The organism is Paraburkholderia caballeronis (genome assembly GCF_900104845.1).
In the GTDB taxonomy this organism is placed as follows: domain Bacteria; phylum Pseudomonadota; class Gammaproteobacteria; order Burkholderiales; family Burkholderiaceae; genus Paraburkholderia; species Paraburkholderia caballeronis.
Window position 1 is genome coordinate 1,396,898 of record NZ_FNSR01000002.1, and the last position, 16,216, is coordinate 1,413,113.

The following is a 16,216-nucleotide window of genomic DNA, read 5'->3' on the forward strand; positions in this document are numbered from 1 at the left end:
CAGGAAACGAAACGCGTCGGCGCACAGCCCCGCATTCCGTTACTACCGTGCGCGAACTCGCGCCGCGATGCGACTCAGATTTCCTCGGCGTCCGGCACTTCGATCGCCAGATCCGTTTCCGCGACCGCGACGCACGGCAGCGTGAGTCCTTCGGCCTTTTCCTCGCGCGTGAGCCCCGGCCATTCGATCGTGTAGCGCACCTTGCCGCTGACGATGCGGCACAGGCACGTGCGGCACGTTCCGTTGCGGCACATCCGCGGCAGGCGGATATGCGCGAACTGCGCCGCCTCCAGCAGCGTCAGGTCGGCGGGCGCCTCGAACGACTTGCCGAGCGGCTCGACGGTCACGAGCGGCGTCGCGTTTTTGACGTCGCTCATGAGATCGATACGCCGAGCAGGCGGCCCGCGCCGGCGGTGAAACCCGCCGCGACGAGCCCGATCACGATCTGCCGGAACGCGGAGAACAGCGCGCTGCGGCCGTTGAACAGCGAAGTGAACACGCCGACCGCCGCGAGCCCGATCGCGCTCAGCACGACCGACTGGGCGATCGCCGCATAGCCGCCCGCCCACAGGAACGCGACGATCGGAAACGCCGCGCCGAGCGCGAACAGGAAAAACGACACCGCCGCGGCGGTCCACGGATTGCCGCCGAGTTCCTTCGGATCGATCCCGAGTTCCTCGCGGGTCAGCGTGTCGAGCGCGTGGTCCTTGTCGCGCATGATCTGGGAAGCAACGCGGCGCGCTTCGCCCGCCTCGATGCCCTTCGCCTGGTAGATCAGCGCCAGTTCGTGGCGCTCGGCGTCCGGCGTGTGCTCCAGTTCGTCGGCTTCCTTCGCGATCTGCGTGCGCGCCAACTCGCGCGCGTTGGTCACCGACAGCCACTCGCCGAGCGCCATCGAGCACGCGCCCGCGACGAGTCCGGCAAGCCCCGTCAGCAGGATCGTGCGATTGGCCGCGCCCGCGCCGGCGACGCCCATGATGAGGCAGAAGTTCGACACGAGCCCGTCGTTCGCGCCGAGCACCGCCGCGCGCAGATCGTTGCCCGACGTGACGCCGCGGTGCCACGATTCGGCCGCGGCGATCTGCGCGCCTTTGCTCTGCCCGCGCGCGGCCTTGTTCGCGACGATCGACTGCACGATCGCCGCGTGCTGCTGTTCCTGTGCGGACAGCTTCTCCGCGCCCGGTTCGTGCGCGTAGCGGTCGCGGTCCGCGTATTCGGCGGCGGCGACCGTCGGCAGCACGACCGACGGGCCGAACACGCGCGTCAGCGTCAACAGCAGCAGCGTCTTCCCGCTGCGCCGATGCGGCGGCACGCGCACGTTGTTCGCGGCGAGCTTCTCGCGCCACACCTGCGCGTGCTCGCGTTCGGCGACGGCTAGCTCCGCGAAGATCGCGCGGCGCTGCGCGTCCGATTCCGCGGTGGAAAGCGCGTCGTAGACAGCCGCGCTGTCGAGTTCGTCGGCGAGGTTGCGCCGGTAGCGTTTGAGTTCTTGGGGTGAGGCCATTGAAGGGCGATCGAAAGCAGGTCCGCCAAGCTTAACCTGGCGTCGCGTTCGATGCGGCGGCGCTGCGCGTTCTAGCGGCGCGGCTTCAGGTGCCGATAGACGGTGTTGCGCGCGAGCCCGAGTTCGCGCGCCGTGGCGGAGACGTTGCCGCGATGGCGCGCGAGCGCATCGTCGATCAGCGCGGCCTGCCAGTCGTGCAGACGCGTCGGCCGCGCGGCGGCAACCGTCGGCGGGGGCGTGCCGGTCCGTTGCACGGGCATCGAATTCGCGGCATCGCAATCGCGCAGCAGGTCGTCTGGCAGATGCTCGATGTCGATCGCGTCCGCGCCTTCGGCCATGATCGCGGCGGTCCGCAGCACGTTCGCGAGCTGCCGCAGGTTGCCCGGCCACCGGCAGCGTTCGAAGCAGGCGCGCACCGCGTCCGAGATCCGCGCGGGTGCGAGCGGCGTGTCGCGGCGCACGTCCGCGAGGACGCGCTCGACGAGCGTCGCGAGATCGGTGCGTTCGCAAAGCGGCGGCAGCGTGACCGAGAGGCCGTTGATCCGGTAATACAGGTCCTCGCGGAACGTGCCGTCGGCGATCATCGCGTGCAGGTCGCGGTGCGTCGCGCAGACGATCCGCAGATCGACCGGCACGGCGGTCGTCCCGCCGAGCGGCACGACCGCCCGTTCCTGAAGCACGCGCATCAGCCGCACCTGCTGCGCGAGCGGCATGTCGCCGATTTCGTCGAGGAACAGCGTGCCGCCGTGCGCCTGCGCGATCTTGCCCGTATTGCCGCGCCGCTTCGCGCCGGTGAACGCGCCGTCCTCGTAGCCGAACAGTTCCGCTTCGATCAGCGTGTCCGGCAGCGCCGCGCAGTTCAGCGCGACGAACGGCGCGTCGCGGCGCGGCGAGTCGTGATGCAGCGCCCGCGCGAGCCATTCCTTGCCGGTGCCGGTGCGGCCGAGCACGAGCACGGGGATGTCGCGGCCGCGCACTTTCGCGACGCGCTGGAGCACGGCGCTCATCCGCGCGTCGCCGGTGTCGAGGTCGGCGAGCGTGACTGGCGGCGCGCGGCGCGCAGCCGGCGCGGCGGGTGGCTCCTGCGTGGCGCTGCGCGCGCTCTGACCCGCGAGCGAAATCGTGGCGGCGGTCCGCAGCGGACCCGGCGTGCCGCGCGCGATCACGCGCACGCCGCTCGGCAGCGTGAGCGTCAGCGTCTCGCCGGGCGCATGCACGAGCCGTTGCAGCAGCGCCGGAAACGGCATCCCGAACAGCGACGCGAAGCGGCGTTGCTGGAGCGTCGCGAGCGGCTCGCCGAACTGGAACAGCGCGCTGCGGTTCGCGCACAGCAGCGCGCCGTCCGCCGCGAACGCGGCCAGCCCTTCGTACAGCGTGCCGATGAACTCGGCGCGCGCATGGAACTGCAGGCGGATGGCGTCGGCGAATTCGGTCGCGAACAGATGGTTCTCGATCATCTGCGCCGACATCCGCACGAGCGCAAGCGTGTGCTTGTGGAAGCCGCGCGAGTCGCCGCTCACGTCGAGCGCGCCGAGCGTGCGGCCGTACGGATCGGCGATCGGCGCGCACGAGCAGGTGAGGATGCGGTTCGCGTGCAGGAAGTGTTCGTCCGCGTGGACGGTGGTCGGCCGGCCGTCCACGAGCGCGGTGCCGATCGCGTTCGTGCCGCGATGGCTCTCGGCCCACGACACGCCCGGACGCAGCGCGACCCGCCGCGCCTTCTCGACGAAATCGCTGTCGCCGAGGCTGTGCAGGATCACGCCGTTGCGGTCGGTCAGCAGCACCATGCTCTGGGTGTCGACGATCTGCGCGTGCAGCGCCTCCAATACCGGCAGCGCCTCGCTGTACAGCGTGTGATTGCAGTCGATCAGGCCGCGCAGCTCGTTGTCGCGCAGCGGCTGGAAGTCGGGCGCTTCGGACGCGCGCAGCCCCAGTTCGCGCGACCGCGCGTGAGCCTGCGCGATCGCGTCCGTGCGGGCCGCCGATGCGGGCGGGACAGGACGTCGGGTCACTGCGTGTCTCCGGTTTGTTATCCGCATGTCGCGCTGTCGCGCCATGCCGGCGAGGTGATTCGATGCACCCGGCGGCGTGACCGCTGCATTGCAGCAGCGGGCGTGCATGCACGGTCATGGTAACAGGATCGGCACGGCGCACGGCCGGCGCTTCGACGTGCTTGTGTTTCGCCGTGCGAGGGGGATGATGGGCGACAGGCGTGTGTGTGTGCCGCGCCTCGACGGCGACGGGTCGTCTGCCGCCGCGCTGGGTCGTCGGGTGGGTGGAATCATGGTGCAAGGCGAATTGAGGATCGTGGTGGCGGCGCTCGCCACCTTCGTCGCGCTGGCTGGCATGGCGATCTCGGTCCACGGGCTGCTTTACGGCGAGAACGACGTGATGCTGTCCGGCGCGATCGCGGTGGGCGTGGGCGTTGCGGCATGCGTTGCGATGCTGACGCTGCATCCGAAGGACGTCGAATCACACCGGCATCGCGAGTCGTGATGCGCAGCGTGCGCCGTCGCGGTGCGCATCGCGGGTGAATGCGGGCAGCGCGGCGCGAGGATGGCGGAGCCGATGCAGGCCGAAGCCCGCGCCGACGCGGGCAGGCGGGTTTGTTTGCGCATGGTGCGGGTTTCGCTGCGCCGCGCCATCCGCGCACCACGAAAGCACAGTGCAGAAAGGGCTTTCCCGACCCCGATCACGCCGGGCTTGCGGGTTGGCGGAAGTCGTCTAAAGTGAATCGAATCAACCGTCGGCGGCGCGTTGCGCGTGGCGGTCGATTCGTCCGTGCGCCCCGGTCTCGGAGGGACCCGCCATCGTGACACGCGCGGCCCGTTCACTGTTCACCGGAAGGCGATACCCATGCAGATCATTTTTCCGAAAGAGAATCCCGAGTATTCGGGGCGAGAGTTGACGCTGGCCTTTCCGGCGATGATCGATGGGGAACGGGTCGAGTGTACGATCACCGCGGAGGCGCTGGAGGACCACTTCGGCGCCGCCTCGCCGCGCGCGGAGGACATGATCGACGCGTTCGATCATCATCGCGACCGGATCGAGGCCGTGGCCCGCCGGCTGCTGTCCGAGACGCGCGCGCAATGCCTCGTGCTGCGCAGCGGTTATGTGCGCTTCGTGCACGCGCACGCGGTGGTTTCCTGACCGGCGCTTCTTCGCGCGCGGTTCTTGCGCGGTTCTTGCGCGCTTCATGCGCGTTTCTCGTGCATCCGTCGCGCGGACCTGCGCTCGCATTACGCGAGCGGCGGCTGCAACAGGTCCGTGCGCTTCACCCGCTGACGCTGGCTGACACGACGGACGCGCGCCGGCGTCCGTTGCATCGTCACACCATCCGCCGCAGCGTGTTGTCGCGGAACACGACATGGTGGCCGATCGCGGCCGCCGCATGCAGACCGATCACCCAGTAGAACAGGTTGCCGATGAACTCGTGCGCGTCCTTGATGGCGTCGTGCGCGAGCGGGTCCGCGCCGACGAGCGTGATATGCAGGTTCAGCCACGCAAGCGTGACCGGATGTCCGCCGGTGTTGATCGTCAGGATGCCGAGCAGCGGCTGCACGAAGATGAACAGATACAGCGCGACGTGCACGACGCGCGCGACGAACATCAGCACGCGGTTCGATTCGATCTCGGGCGGCGCGCCGCGCCACAGACGCCACAGCAGGCGCAGCACCGCGAGCGACAGCACGAGCGAGCCGGCCCAGAAGTGCACGTTGCTCCAGAAGATGCGGCTGTCGGTGCCTTTCGGGCCGCGCACTTCGATCGCGAGATACGCGAGCGCGACGAGCACGAAGATCGCCCAGTGGAAAACGATGGCGGGTTTCGAATAACGGTCGTATCGGGTGCTGGCCACATGGACTCCTTCGGTTCAGGGACGCTCATCCGATGATAAGCGCGTAAGCGTACCGGACAAACGGTGCGGCGCGCGAAACTTCGCGCAGGTTGATGCAGACCCGCGCGCGGCCCGCGTCGCGCCGGGTTCGTTCAGAACCGGAACGCCCATGGCGGAACGAATGCCGCCGCCGCTTTATTCCGCGCCGAGATACGCGTAGCGGAACAGGAACACGGCCGCGATGATCCAGACGATCAGCTTCACGTCGCGCACGCGGCCCGTCAGCAGCTTCAGGCCCGCATACGACACGAAGCCGAACGCGATGCCGTTCGCGATCGAATAGGTGAACGGCATCGCGAGCGCGGTGAGCGTGGCCGGCACGACTTCGGTCGCGTCGTCCCACGGCAGGTCCGCGAGTTCGCGCAGCATCAGGCACGACACGTACAGCAGCGCCGGCGCGGTCGCATAGTCGGGCACCACGCCCGCGAGCGGCGCGACGAACAGGCACGCGAGGAACAGCACCGCGACGGTCAGCGCCGTGACGCCGGTGCGGCCGCCCGCCTGCACGCCCGATGCGCTTTCGATGTACGCGGTCGTCGACGACGTGCCGAGCACCGAGCCGGCGACGATCGCCGTGCTGTCCGCGAGCAGCGCGCGGTTCAGCCGGTGCATCTTGCCGTGCACGAGCAGCCCCGCGCGGTTCGCGACGCCCATCAGCGTGCCGGTCGCGTCGAACAGTTCGACGAGGAAGAACACGAGGATCACGTGCAGCACGCCGGACGACAGCGCGCCGCGAATGTCGAGTTGCAGGAACGTCGGCGCGATCGACGGCGGCGCGGAGAAGATCCCGTGAAACTGGTTGCCGCCGAAGAAGAAGCTGAGCACCGTCACGCCGACGATGCCGATCAGGATCGCGCCGCGCACGCGCAGCACGTCGAGCGCGACGATCGCGAAGAAGCCGATGATCGCGAGGATCGTATGCGGGGCATGCAGGTTGCCGAGCGTCACGAGCGTGGCCGGGTTGCCGACGATCACGCCGGCCGTCTTCAGCGAGATGATCGCGAGGAAGAGCCCGATGCCGGCGGTGATCGCGACGCGGATCGAATGCGGGATGCCGTTGACGATCGCCTCGCGCACGCGCAGCAGCGTGACGATCAGGAACAGGCAGCCGGATACGAACACCGCGCCGAGCGCGGCCTGCCACGTGAAGCCCATGCCCTTCACGACCGTGTACGCGAAGTACGCGTTCAGCCCCATGCCCGGCGCGAGCGCGATCGGATAGTTCGCGTAGAGGCCCATGATGATCGACGCGAGTGCGGCGACGAGACAGGTCGCGACGAACACCGACTCCTTCGGCATGCCGGCGTCGCCGAGGATCGCCGGGTTCACGAAGATGATGTAGGCCATCGTGAGGAACGTGGTGAGGCCGGCGAGCAGTTCGGTGCGCAGGTCGGTGCCTGCTTCTTCGAAACCGAAATAGCGTTTGAGGGCGTCCATGAAGTCGGGCCTTTGACAGTGAGGCGGATGGTTCTCGGGGAGCGGGCCGGCGGGAATGCATCCCGGCCGGATCGCGCGTTACGGGCGCGATTGTAAACAAGGATGTTGACCGCGTGATGGATCGGGCGTCGGCGTGGAGCCGGTGCAACAGCGTGCCGGCCGGTGATGACCGCGCGCGATTGCGTCGATTGCCACGGGCTTGCGGCAGCGAGGCCGCGGCTCCGATGCCGGCGGCGGCATCGGAGCGGGGTTCGGAAGAGTCGGGACGCCGGTGAAGGCGGGAAGGAAGAGACGGGGAAGTGAAGCGTCGTTACTGCGATTGACCCGGCATCGGCACACCGGCCGCCGCACGGGCCGCGCGCCGCTGCGCGACGATCGCGCCCGCGCGTTGCGCGTTCTCCGGATAGTTGATCCAGTCAAGCGGGTCGAAACCGGCCGCGCGCCATTCGATGAGGTCCGCGCGGACTTCGGCGCGCGTCTTCGGCGCGGACGGGTCCGTGGGCGCCGCGAATGCGGACGCGGAAGCCGCCGCGCAACCCGCGACGATCATGCCGAGCATCAGACGGGAAACGGATTTCATTGCGACTCCTTTCATCTCAGGGATAACCCTTGAAAGTATAGGTTCGATCGCGTAATCCGGAAGGCTTGTCGCCCGCAACGGTTCCTTGCTTGCGCCGTATCAGTCTTGCTGCATATCGGGCGCAGGCAGGATTGCATTCATTGGCGACGCAATGCGCGAATCATTCGGCATGCGATGCGGTTGCGGCATCGCGTCCGCGCGCGCCGCGACAGTCTGACGGCCGCATGCCGGTCCACTTGCGGAACGCGCGATGGAACGCGCTCGGTTCCGCGAAGCCGATGTCCGCGGCAATGTCCGCGACCGTGCGGCGCGTGTCCTGCAACGCGCCGATCGCGAGATCGCGGCGCAGTTCGTCCTTGATCGACTGGAAGCTGCGGCCTTCCTGCTTCAGCCGCCGTCGCAGCGTCGCGGGGGCGACGTGCAGCCGGCGCGCGACGTCGTCCGCGCCGGGCCACGCGGACACCGGCAACGCGCGCAGCGTGCGCCGCACGCGCGCCGCATACGAGCCGGGATCGCGGTACTTGACGACGAAGTTGCCGGGCGCGCTGCGCAGGAACGTGCGGGCGGACGCGGCGGTCTGCACGACCGGCAGGTCGAGGAACGCGGGCGACAGGTCCACGTACGACGCGTCCTGCGCGAACTTCATGTCGTCGCAGAACATCAGCCGGTATTCGGCCGCGGCGGCCGGCATCGCGCAGCGAAAGCGCGCGGCGACGAGCGGGATGCGCTGCCCGACCAGCCAGCAGACCAGCCCGTAGACGAGGATGAACCATGTCGCATACGCGAACATCGTCGGCGTCGGCGTGCCGTCGCGATGCGCGAGCACGATGCGCACGCGCGTGTCGTCGATGTCGATCTGGCCGGCGAGGTCGTCGAGCACGAGCCGCATGAAACCGGCCGCGCGCTGCAACGCATGGCGGCCGGTGCGCGCGCCGAGCGCCGCATGCGTCATCGCGACGAAACTGCCGCTCTTCATCGGATGCGAGTCCTGGCCGAAGAATTCGTCGTCGAGCGCGCGCGCGATGCCCGACCACAGCGCGCCGTACTGCGCGGACGACACCCGTGCGCGCGGCGCCGCGAGCAGCGCCGGCGCGATGCCGGCCGCGTCGGCGAGCGGCGCCGCATCGAGCCCGCGCGCGCGGGCGAGCGCGAGGGTCTCGTTGACGAGGCTCATCGAGATCGTGCCTTTTTCGCTCTTTTTCATTGTCGTCCGGGTTCGCGTAAACGCGGACAGGGCCGCGATTCTGCGTAGAGTATGGCAAATCCGCTCACGCAGGTTGATCGTGCAGGACATAGGACGCCGCCGCGCCGGTCCCTACACTTTTCGCAAACCTTGCGGCCGGGGCCGCGTCGCGCGACAGTTCGAAACGCGGCCGCCGTCGCGCGGTCCGCCGCGGCGCAGCATGCGACCCGCCGCAAGACAGACGAGGAGACACACGATGGACGAGTTCTATACCGACGAGCAGCGGATGATCCGCGACGCAGCCCGCGACTTTTCGACGGAGCGCCTCGCGCCGAACGCGGCGCAGTGGGACCGCGACGGCGCGCTGCCGCCCGAGGTCGTGAAGCAGTTGGGCGAGCTGGGTTTTCTCGGGATGATGGTGCCGCCCGAACTCGGCGGCTCGTACACCGACTACGTCGCCTACGCGCTCGTGATGGAGGAGATCGCGGCCGGCTGCGCGTCGTGCGCGACGCTCGTCAGCGTGCACAACTCGGTCGGCTGCGGGCCGATCCTCAAATACGGCACCGACGAGCAGAAGGAACGCTGGCTCGGCCGGCTCGCGGCCGGCGAGACGATCGGCGCGTTCTGCCTGACCGAGCCGCAGGCCGGCTCCGAGGCGAACAACCTGCGCACGCGGGCCGAACTGCGCGACGGCCACTGGGTGCTGAACGGCAACAAGCAGTTCGTGACGAACGGCGCGCGCGCGGGCGTCGCGATCGTGTTCGCGGTCACCGATCCCGACGCGGGCAAGCGCGGCCTGTCCGCGTTCATCGTGCCGACCGGCACGCCGGGCTTCAACGTCGGGCCGCCCGAAAAGAAGATGGGCATTCGCGCGTCGGACACCTGTCCGATTGCGCTCGACAACTGCACGATCCCCGCAGGCAACCTGCTCGGCGCGCGCGGCGAGGGGTTGCGCATCGCGCTGTCGAATCTCGAAGGCGGGCGCATCGGCATCGCCGCGCAGGCGCTCGGCATCGCGCGCGCGGCGTTCGATGCGGCGCGCGCGTATGCGCACGAGCGCGTGCAGTTCGGCGAACCGCTGATCGCGCATCAGAGCGTCGCGAACATGCTCGCGGACATGGCGACGCGCGTGAACGCCGCGCGTTTTCTCGTGCATCACGCGGCGCGGCTGCGCACGCTCGGCAAGCCGTGTCTGTCCGAGGCGTCGCAGGCGAAGCTGTATGCGTCCGAGATGGCGGAGGAAGTGTGCTCGCACGCGATACAGATTCACGGCGGGTATGGTTATCTCGCGGACTATAACGTCGAGCGGCATTATCGCGATGCGCGGATCACGCAGATTTACGAGGGGACCAGCGAAGTGCAAAGGATGGTGATCGCGCGGCAGTTGTAGGGGCGAGGAGGGTTGTGGGCCGATTGCGGTTCGGATTGGCCGATTTCGATAAATGGAGCGAGGCGCGGCAGGCGCCAAGGCGCCAAGGTGCCAGGGTGCCAAGTGGCCTCGACGAAGGAGACAACAATGACCCGCAACACACGTTCCGCGCAAGCCTTCCTCGACGCACGCGATCTGCTGCTGCGTCATCGCACCGACTACGAACGCGCGTATCGCGAGTTCGAATGGCCGAAGCTCGACACGTTCAACTGGGCGCTCGACTACTTCGACGTCATCGCGCGCGGCAACGACAACCCCGCGTTATGGATCGTCGACGACCCGGCCGGCGGCGGCACGCGGCTGTCGTTCGCGCAGATGGCGGAACGCTCGTCGCGGATGGCGAACTTCCTGCGCGAACACGGCGTCGCGCGCGGCGACCGTCTGCTGCTGATGCTGCCGAACCGCGTCGAGTTATGGGACGTGATGCTCGCCGCGATGAAGCTCGGCGCGGTCGTGCTGCCCGCAACCACGCAACTGTCGCCCGACGACGTGCGCGAGCGCGTCGAAGCGGGTGGCGCGCGTTTTGTCGTCGTCGATGCGGCCGAACTCGCGAAGTTCGACGCGCTCGATGCGAGCGTGAAACGCATCGCGGTCGGCGCGCGGCCGGACGAGGCCGAAGGCTGGATCGACCTCGGCCGCGCATACGGCGCGAGTGCGTCGTTCGAGCCGGACGGCCCGACGAACGCGACCGACCCGCTGCTGCTGTATTTCACGTCGGGCACCACGTCGAAGCCGAAGCTCGTCGAGCACACGCACGAGAGCTACCCGGTCGGCCATCTGTCGACGATGTACTGGGTCGGGCTGCAACCGGGCGACGTGCACTGGAACATCAGCTCGCCGGGCTGGGCGAAACACGCGTGGAGCTGCTTCTTCGCGCCATGGAATGCGCAGGCGTGCGTGTTCGTCTACAACTACGCGCGCTTCGTGCCGAAGGACACGCTGACCGCGCTCGTCCAATGCGGCGTCACCACGTTGTGCGCGCCGCCGACCGTGTGGCGGATGCTCGTGCAGGAGCCGCTCGCGTCGTATCCGGTGAAACTGCGCGAGATCGTCGGCGCGGGCGAGCCGCTGAATCCGGAGATCATCGAGCGCGTGCGGCACGCGTGGGGCATCACGATCCGCGACGGCTACGGGCAGACCGAAACGACCTGCCAGATCGGCAATTCGCCGGGCCAGCCGGTCGTCGCGGGATCGATGGGGCGGCCGCTGCCCGGCTATCGAGTCGAACTGGTCGATGCGGACGACCAGCCGGTCGCCGAGGGCGAAATCGCGCTGCCGCTCGCGCATCGGCCGCTCGGGCTGATGACCGGCTACGCGAACAACGCGAAGGCGACGGAGTACGCGATGCGCAACGGCTACTACCACACGTCCGATGTCGCGCTGCGCCGCGACGACGGCTATTACGTGTACGTCGGCCGCGCGGACGACGTGTTCAAGTCGTCCGACTACCGGTTGAGTCCGTTCGAGCTGGAGAGCGTGCTGATCGAGCACGAGGCGATCGCGGAAGCGGCGGTCGTGCCGAGCGCGGACGCGCTGCGGCTGTCGGTGCCGAAGGCGTTCGTCACCGTGCGGCAGGGTTACGAGATCGGCCCGGAACTCGCGCGCGCGGTGTTCCGTTTCTCGCGCGAAAAACTCGCGCCGTACAAGCGTATTCGCCGGCTGCAATTCAGCGATCTGCCGAAGACGATCTCCGGCAAGATTCGCCGCGTCGAACTGCGCCGCCGCGAAATGGAGCGCGGCGCGGAACCGGCGCGGCTGCCCGGCGAATACTGGGAAGAAGATTTTCCCGACCTGCGCTGATCGCGCGAACCGCGAACCGCGAACCGCGAACCGCGAACCGCGAACCGCGAACCGCGAACCGCGAACCGCGAACCGCGAACCGCGAACCGCGAACCGCGAACCGCGAACCGCGAACCGCGAACCGCGAACCGCGAACCGCGAACCGCGAACCGCGAACCGCGAACCGCGAACCGCGAACCGCGAACCGCGCGGCCGGCATGAAGCCGGCCGCGCAAAACGCGCTACGGCGCGACACGCATGCAATACGACGCGTGCGGCTTCCCGCCGCGCACATTCGCGCGAACGCGGGTAGCCCGGCTCGCGCGTCCATGCCACTGATCGACGGAGACCCCCCATGATCGAATTCGAATTCACGCACGGCGGCGCGGTGGCCGTCGTCACGCTGGCGCGTCCGCCCGCGAACGCGTTCACGCCCGATGGGCTGCGCCAGTTGCAGCAGGTCGTCGAGGCGTTCGACGCGCAACCGCAGGTGCGCGCGGTCGTCGTCACCGGCAGCGGCCCGAAGTTCTTCAGCGCGGGCGCGGATCTGAACACGTTCGCGTCGGGCGACCGCGACGTCGCGCGCGACGCGGCATCCGCGTTCGGCTCGGCATTCGAGGCGTTGCAGAACGCGCGGCCGGTCGTGATCGCGGCGATCAACGGTTATGCGATGGGCGGCGGCCTCGAATGCGCGCTCGCATGCGACATCCGCGTCGCGGAAGAGCACGCGCTGCTCGCGTTGCCCGAAACGGCGGTCGGGCTGCTGCCGTGCGGCTGCGGCACGCAGACGCTGCCGTGGCTCGTCGGCGAAGGCTGGGCGAAGCGGATCATCCTGACCGGCGAACGTGTCGACGCGGCGACCGCGCTGCGCATCGGGCTCGTCGAGGAGGTCGTGCCGACCGGCGGCGCGCGCGACGCCGCGCTCGCGATGGCCGCGCGCGTCGCGTCGCTGAGCCCGCAGGCGGTGTCGTTCAGCAAGACGCTGATCCATCAGGCGCGCAACGGCGTGCCGCGTTCGGCGGCGCTCGCGGTCGAGCGCGAACGCTTCGTCGATCTGGCCGGCTCGGCCGATCAGCGCGAAGGCGTGAACGCGTTCCTCGAAAAGCGCGCGCCGCGCTGGGGCACCGCGACGGAGGGCAACGCATGAGCGCGACGCCGGCCACGATGGATAAGAACGAAGCGCAAAACGACGTGCTGTTTCGCGTCGTGAATCGCGTCGCGATCGTCACGCTGAATCGTCCGGCCGCGCTCAATGCGCTGTCGCCCACGATGGTGCGCGACCTCGCGGCGCTGCTCGACCGGGTGCGCAACGACGACCACATCGTCGCGATGGTGCTGAACGGCGCGGGGCAGAAGGGTTTCTGCGCGGGCGGCGACGTGCGCGCGCTGTATCGCCTCGCGTGCGACCGCGAACGCGACGGCGACGCCGGCTGGCTGCAATTCTTCCTCGACGAATACCGGCTCGATTACGCGCTGCACACGTTGTCGAAGCCGCTTGTCGCGCTGCTCGACGGCGTGACGATGGGCGGCGGAATGGGGCTCGGCCAGGCGGCGCGGCTGCGCGTCGCGACGACGCGCTCGAAGATCGCGATGCCGGAGACGCGCATCGGCATGCTGCCGGACGTCGGCGCGACGCGTTTCCTCGCGGCGATGCCGGTCGAGACGGAACTATACGTCGGGCTGACCGGCGCGCTGCTGACCGGCGCGGACGCGGTGCAGTGCGGACTGGCGGACGCGTGCGTGTCCGGCGAATGGCTGGACGGTTTCGAGGACCGGCTGCAACGGATGCCGCTGCACGATGACGACCTGCCAGCCGCGTTGCGGCGCGTATTCGTGCCGATGGACAACGACGTCGCGCAGACGGGCGCGCTCGCTTCGCTCGCGCCGCTGATTGGCCGCCACTTCGACCGTCATGCGGACGTCGCGCGGATCGTCGCGACGTTGCGGGCGGATCTCGAACGCGATCCGCCGGCCTCGGAGCGCGACTGGCTGAACGCGACGCTCGATGCGCTCACGCATTATTCGCCGACGATGCTCGCGGTCACGCGCGAGGCGTTGCTGCGCGGCCGGCAGATGTCGCTGGCCGACTGCTTCCGGATGGAACTCGGCATCGTCTCGCGCGCGATCGAAGAGGGCGACTTCTGCGAAGGCGTGCGCGCGCATCTGGTGGACAAGGACCGCGCGCCGCGCTGGGCGCCCGCGACGCTCGCCGAAGTGCGGCCCGAGCGTGTGCGCCATTTCCTCGTGTCGCCGTGGTGGGCCGGCACGCATCCGCTCGCGGACCTGGGCGGCTGACGGCGCAACGACGACGCAACGGCAACGACAACGCGTCAGGGTTGCGGCGCGCTGCTCCCGGTCACCGCCGGCGGCGTCGCCTGCACCTCGAACGGTTCGCCGGTCGCGAAGAACGTGCCGCCCGCGACGTAGTGGCAGGTCCGCAGTTCGGGCGTCGCTTCGAAGTGCCAGCGGTTGTGCGAGTACACGCGCGAGTCCGCGTACGCGGCGACGACTTCCGCGAGGATCAGGTCGTGGCGCTGCGCGTCGTCCGGAATCACCTTGCATTCGAACCAGGCTACGCAGTCCGCGAGCATCGGCACGTCGATCTGCCGGCCGCGAAACGTGCGCAGGTCGAACGCCGCGAACTTGTCGATCTCGACGCCGTTGCTCGTGCCGACCGCGAGCGTCTGCCGCGCGAACGCGACGGCCGGCAACTGCAAACCGAACACGCCGCTCGCCTCGACGAGGCGGCGCGTCAGCGTGTGGCTGTCGATCACGACGACGACCTTCGGCGGATCGAAGTCGAGCGGCATCGCCCACGACGCGGACATCACGTTCGCGCGTCCGTCGTGCTGGCTCGTGACGATCGTCACGGGACCGTGGTTCAGCAGGCGCGTGCAGCGCGCGAGTTCGACGTCCTGGCGATGGTTGTCGGTGTTCATCGTGGGTTCCTTGTCGAGGATGCGTGAAGGGTTGCGCGGCGCGGGTTCAATCGAGCGTTTCGCGGTTTTCGGTTTCGTTCGCGGCGGGCTGCGATGCGCGGCGTGGGCGGGGCGCGCTCCGCTCGATGCGGGCCAGCGCGCGGCTGCGCGGCTGCGCGATCCAGCGTTGTGTCGCGACCGCGCCGGCGACCGCGAGCAGCATCGGTATCGCGAGATCGTGGTTCACGTGCGTGAATTCGAGCACCAGCACGATCGCGGTGACGGGCATCTGCATCGACGCCGCGAGAAACGCGGCCGCGCCGACGATTGCGAACGCGCCCGGCGACAGCCCCGGCCACAGATGATTCGCGAGGCCGCCGATCACGATCGCGAGCAGCGCGCCGTTCGCGAGCCCCGGCGTCAGCAGCCCGCCTTTCGCGCCGGCGCGCAGCGTCGTCGTCGTGATCAGCACTTTCAGCGCGAGCAGCGTCGCCGCGAGACCGATGCCGAGGTCGTCGGCGAAGCTCAGTCCCGCCGGCCCCTTGCCGTTGCCGAGCAGTTGCGGAAACGGAATCGCGAGCAGCCCGATCGCCGCGAAGTTCGCGAGCGCGAACGCGGGCAGCCGCCAGTCCTTCGGCGACGCTTCGCGCGCGCGGCTCGTCAGTTGCGCGAATCCATGCGCGGCCGCGCCGAACAGCGGCCCGCACAGCGCGGACCCCAGCAGCAGATGCGCATCGACCGCATACGCGGGCACGTGGTACTGCTGCTCGTCGCCCAGCCCGATCCACGCGACGACCGCCGCGATCGACGACGTGGTCAGCGCCGGAATCACGGCGGACCACGCGAACGTGCCGAGCAGCACTTCGAGCACGAACACCGCGCCGCCGAGCGGCACGTTGTAGACGGCCGCGAGCCCCGCCCCCGCGCCGCACGCGATCATCACGCGGCGCTCGGCGGCGGTGAGGCCGGTGCGCTTCGACAGCCAGCTCGCGAACACCGCGCCGACTTCGCGCGGCGCGACTTCGCGGCCGAGCGGCGAGCCCATCGCGACGGTGACGATCTGCAGCAGCGCATGCACGAGCGTGGACAACACCGGCATTCTCGCGCCGCCCGGCTTCAGCGCGGCCGCGATGCCGACGAGCGGGCGGCCGAACCGGTACAGCGCCCACCAGCCGCCGCCGGCGATCGCGCCGCATGCGATCACCACCGCGACGCGGCGCGCGGGCGACGTGCCGGTCACCCCTTGCAGGAAGGTTTCGCGGCTGATCACATGCGCCTCGCTGTAGCCGTAGGCGAGGTGCTGCACTTCATGCAGCAGCAGCGCGAGCAGCATCCCGCCGAGGCCCGCGCCGATGCCGGTCAGCACCGTGACGACCGCCAGCGTGACGAACGGGCTGCGCGGCGGCGGCCGGTCGGTGGCGGCGCGCGGTCGGGTATCGGCTGAACCGGTTGAACCGGCGGAACGGGGCAGGGGGCGCATGCGGGTTGCGG

15 protein-coding genes are annotated in these 16,216 nt (G+C 69.3%); 6 read left to right on the forward strand and 9 right to left on the reverse strand.

The window, feature by feature from the left end:
* Nucleotides 1-74: 74 nt before the first annotated feature.
* The 3 genes from BLV92_RS22775 to BLV92_RS22785 form a co-directional block, all read right to left on the reverse strand.
* On the reverse strand, nucleotides 75-377 hold the full coding sequence (locus BLV92_RS22775) for a 2Fe-2S iron-sulfur cluster-binding protein (RefSeq protein ID WP_090549218.1): 303 nt from the start codon (nucleotides 375-377) through the stop codon (nucleotides 75-77).
* Entirely contained in the window at nucleotides 374-1,504 is a 1,131-nt protein-coding gene (locus BLV92_RS22780; RefSeq protein WP_090549222.1) for a VIT1/CCC1 transporter family protein, read from the reverse strand. The genes BLV92_RS22775 and BLV92_RS22780 overlap by 4 nt, the downstream gene beginning before the upstream one ends.
* A 71-nt stretch (nucleotides 1,505-1,575) precedes the next feature.
* Nucleotides 1,576-3,516 (reverse strand): sigma-54-dependent Fis family transcriptional regulator, encoded by a 1,941-nt coding sequence (locus BLV92_RS22785; RefSeq protein ID WP_090549224.1) that lies wholly within the window; start codon nucleotides 3,514-3,516, stop codon nucleotides 1,576-1,578.
* 76 nt (nucleotides 3,517-3,592) lie between these two features.
* Here BLV92_RS22785 and BLV92_RS32695 point away from each other — a divergent pair, with 76 nt between their 5' ends.
* Nucleotides 3,593-4,000, forward strand: a complete 408-nt coding sequence (locus BLV92_RS32695; RefSeq protein ID WP_244283892.1) for a DUF2964 family protein — start codon at nucleotides 3,593-3,595, stop codon at nucleotides 3,998-4,000.
* Nucleotides 4,001-4,360: 360 nt separating this feature from the next.
* On the forward strand, nucleotides 4,361-4,654 hold the full coding sequence (locus BLV92_RS22795; RefSeq protein ID WP_090549230.1) for a DUF1488 family protein: 294 nt from the start codon (nucleotides 4,361-4,363) through the stop codon (nucleotides 4,652-4,654).
* 178 nt (nucleotides 4,655-4,832) lie between these two features.
* On the opposite strand, the gene BLV92_RS22800 is transcribed toward BLV92_RS22795, so the two are convergent.
* The 4 genes from BLV92_RS22800 to BLV92_RS22815 all read right to left on the reverse strand — a co-directional run bounded on the left by BLV92_RS22800 (nucleotide 4,833) and on the right by BLV92_RS22815 (nucleotide 8,710).
* A complete protein-coding gene (locus BLV92_RS22800) occupies nucleotides 4,833-5,360 on the reverse strand; it encodes a cytochrome b (RefSeq protein WP_090549233.1) in 528 nt (175 codons plus the stop codon).
* Nucleotides 5,361-5,534: 174 nt separating this feature from the next.
* A complete protein-coding gene (locus BLV92_RS22805) occupies nucleotides 5,535-6,836 on the reverse strand; it encodes an NCS2 family permease (RefSeq protein WP_090549236.1) in 1,302 nt (433 codons plus the stop codon).
* Nucleotides 6,837-7,146: 310 nt separating this feature from the next.
* On the reverse strand, nucleotides 7,147-7,416 hold the full coding sequence (locus BLV92_RS22810; protein ID WP_090549239.1) for a DUF4148 domain-containing protein: 270 nt from the start codon (nucleotides 7,414-7,416) through the stop codon (nucleotides 7,147-7,149).
* A 160-nt stretch (nucleotides 7,417-7,576) separates the two neighbouring features.
* The gene (locus tag BLV92_RS22815) at nucleotides 7,577-8,710 is read right to left on the reverse strand and encodes an AraC family transcriptional regulator (protein WP_373681886.1); all 1,134 of its coding nucleotides are present in this window, start codon (nucleotides 8,708-8,710) and stop codon (nucleotides 7,577-7,579) included.
* A gap of 145 nt (nucleotides 8,711-8,855) precedes the next feature.
* Between BLV92_RS22815 and BLV92_RS22820 the strand changes: the two genes are divergently transcribed.
* The 4 genes from BLV92_RS22820 (at nucleotide 8,856) to BLV92_RS22840 (ending at nucleotide 14,102) form a co-directional block, all read left to right on the forward strand.
* On the forward strand, nucleotides 8,856-9,989 hold the full coding sequence (locus BLV92_RS22820) for an acyl-CoA dehydrogenase family protein (protein WP_090549245.1): 1,134 nt from the start codon (nucleotides 8,856-8,858) through the stop codon (nucleotides 9,987-9,989).
* A gap of 126 nt (nucleotides 9,990-10,115) precedes the next feature.
* Nucleotides 10,116-11,828, forward strand: coding sequence for an AMP-binding protein (locus BLV92_RS22825; RefSeq protein ID WP_090549247.1), 1,713 nt, complete (start codon nucleotides 10,116-10,118; stop codon nucleotides 11,826-11,828).
* 334 nt (nucleotides 11,829-12,162) lie between these two features.
* Nucleotides 12,163-12,954 (forward strand): enoyl-CoA hydratase, encoded by a 792-nt coding sequence (locus BLV92_RS22835; protein ID WP_090549250.1) that lies wholly within the window; start codon nucleotides 12,163-12,165, stop codon nucleotides 12,952-12,954.
* Nucleotides 12,951-14,102: an enoyl-CoA hydratase/isomerase family protein gene (locus BLV92_RS22840; protein ID WP_090549254.1), complete on the forward strand. Its 1,152-nt coding sequence runs from the start codon at nucleotides 12,951-12,953 to the stop codon at nucleotides 14,100-14,102. Before BLV92_RS22835 ends, BLV92_RS22840 begins: the two co-directional genes overlap by 4 nt.
* Nucleotides 14,103-14,137: 35 nt before the next feature.
* Here the strand turns inward: BLV92_RS22840 and BLV92_RS22845 are convergent, their stop codons facing one another.
* Entirely contained in the window at nucleotides 14,138-14,746 is a 609-nt protein-coding gene (locus tag BLV92_RS22845; protein ID WP_090549256.1) for a flavin reductase family protein, read from the reverse strand.
* A 46-nt stretch (nucleotides 14,747-14,792) separates the two neighbouring features.
* Complete coding sequence (locus BLV92_RS22850; RefSeq protein WP_090549260.1) at nucleotides 14,793-16,205, reverse strand: chloride channel protein; 1,413 nt, start codon at nucleotides 16,203-16,205, stop codon at nucleotides 14,793-14,795.
* Between the last annotated feature and the right edge of the window lie 11 nt (nucleotides 16,206-16,216).

What these genes read in the sequence shown, in the direction of transcription:
- BLV92_RS22805 (WP_090549236.1), bottom strand. Translation starts at nt 6,836, where the DNA reads ATGGACGCCCTCAAACGCTATTTCGGTTTCGAAGAAGCAGGCACCGAC.
- BLV92_RS22850 (WP_090549260.1), bottom strand. Translation starts at nt 16,205, where the DNA reads ATGCGCCCCCTGCCCCGTTCCGCCGGTTCAACCGGTTCAGCCGATACC.
- BLV92_RS22825 (WP_090549247.1), top strand. Translation starts at nt 10,116, where the DNA reads ATGACCCGCAACACACGTTCCGCGCAAGCCTTCCTCGACGCACGCGAT.
- BLV92_RS22820 (WP_090549245.1), top strand. Translation starts at nt 8,856, where the DNA reads ATGGACGAGTTCTATACCGACGAGCAGCGGATGATCCGCGACGCAGCC.
- BLV92_RS22840 (WP_090549254.1), top strand. Translation starts at nt 12,951, where the DNA reads ATGAGCGCGACGCCGGCCACGATGGATAAGAACGAAGCGCAAAACGAC.
- BLV92_RS22810 (WP_090549239.1), bottom strand. Translation starts at nt 7,416, where the DNA reads ATGAAATCCGTTTCCCGTCTGATGCTCGGCATGATCGTCGCGGGTTGC.
- BLV92_RS22775 (WP_090549218.1), bottom strand. Translation starts at nt 377, where the DNA reads ATGAGCGACGTCAAAAACGCGACGCCGCTCGTGACCGTCGAGCCGCTC.
- BLV92_RS22845 (WP_090549256.1), bottom strand. Translation starts at nt 14,746, where the DNA reads ATGAACACCGACAACCATCGCCAGGACGTCGAACTCGCGCGCTGCACG.
- BLV92_RS22835 (WP_090549250.1), top strand. Translation starts at nt 12,163, where the DNA reads ATGATCGAATTCGAATTCACGCACGGCGGCGCGGTGGCCGTCGTCACG.
- BLV92_RS22815 (WP_373681886.1), bottom strand. Translation starts at nt 8,710, where the DNA reads ATGTCCTGCACGATCAACCTGCGTGAGCGGATTTGCCATACTCTACGC.
- BLV92_RS22795 (WP_090549230.1), top strand. Translation starts at nt 4,361, where the DNA reads ATGCAGATCATTTTTCCGAAAGAGAATCCCGAGTATTCGGGGCGAGAG.
- BLV92_RS22780 (WP_090549222.1), bottom strand. Translation starts at nt 1,504, where the DNA reads ATGGCCTCACCCCAAGAACTCAAACGCTACCGGCGCAACCTCGCCGAC.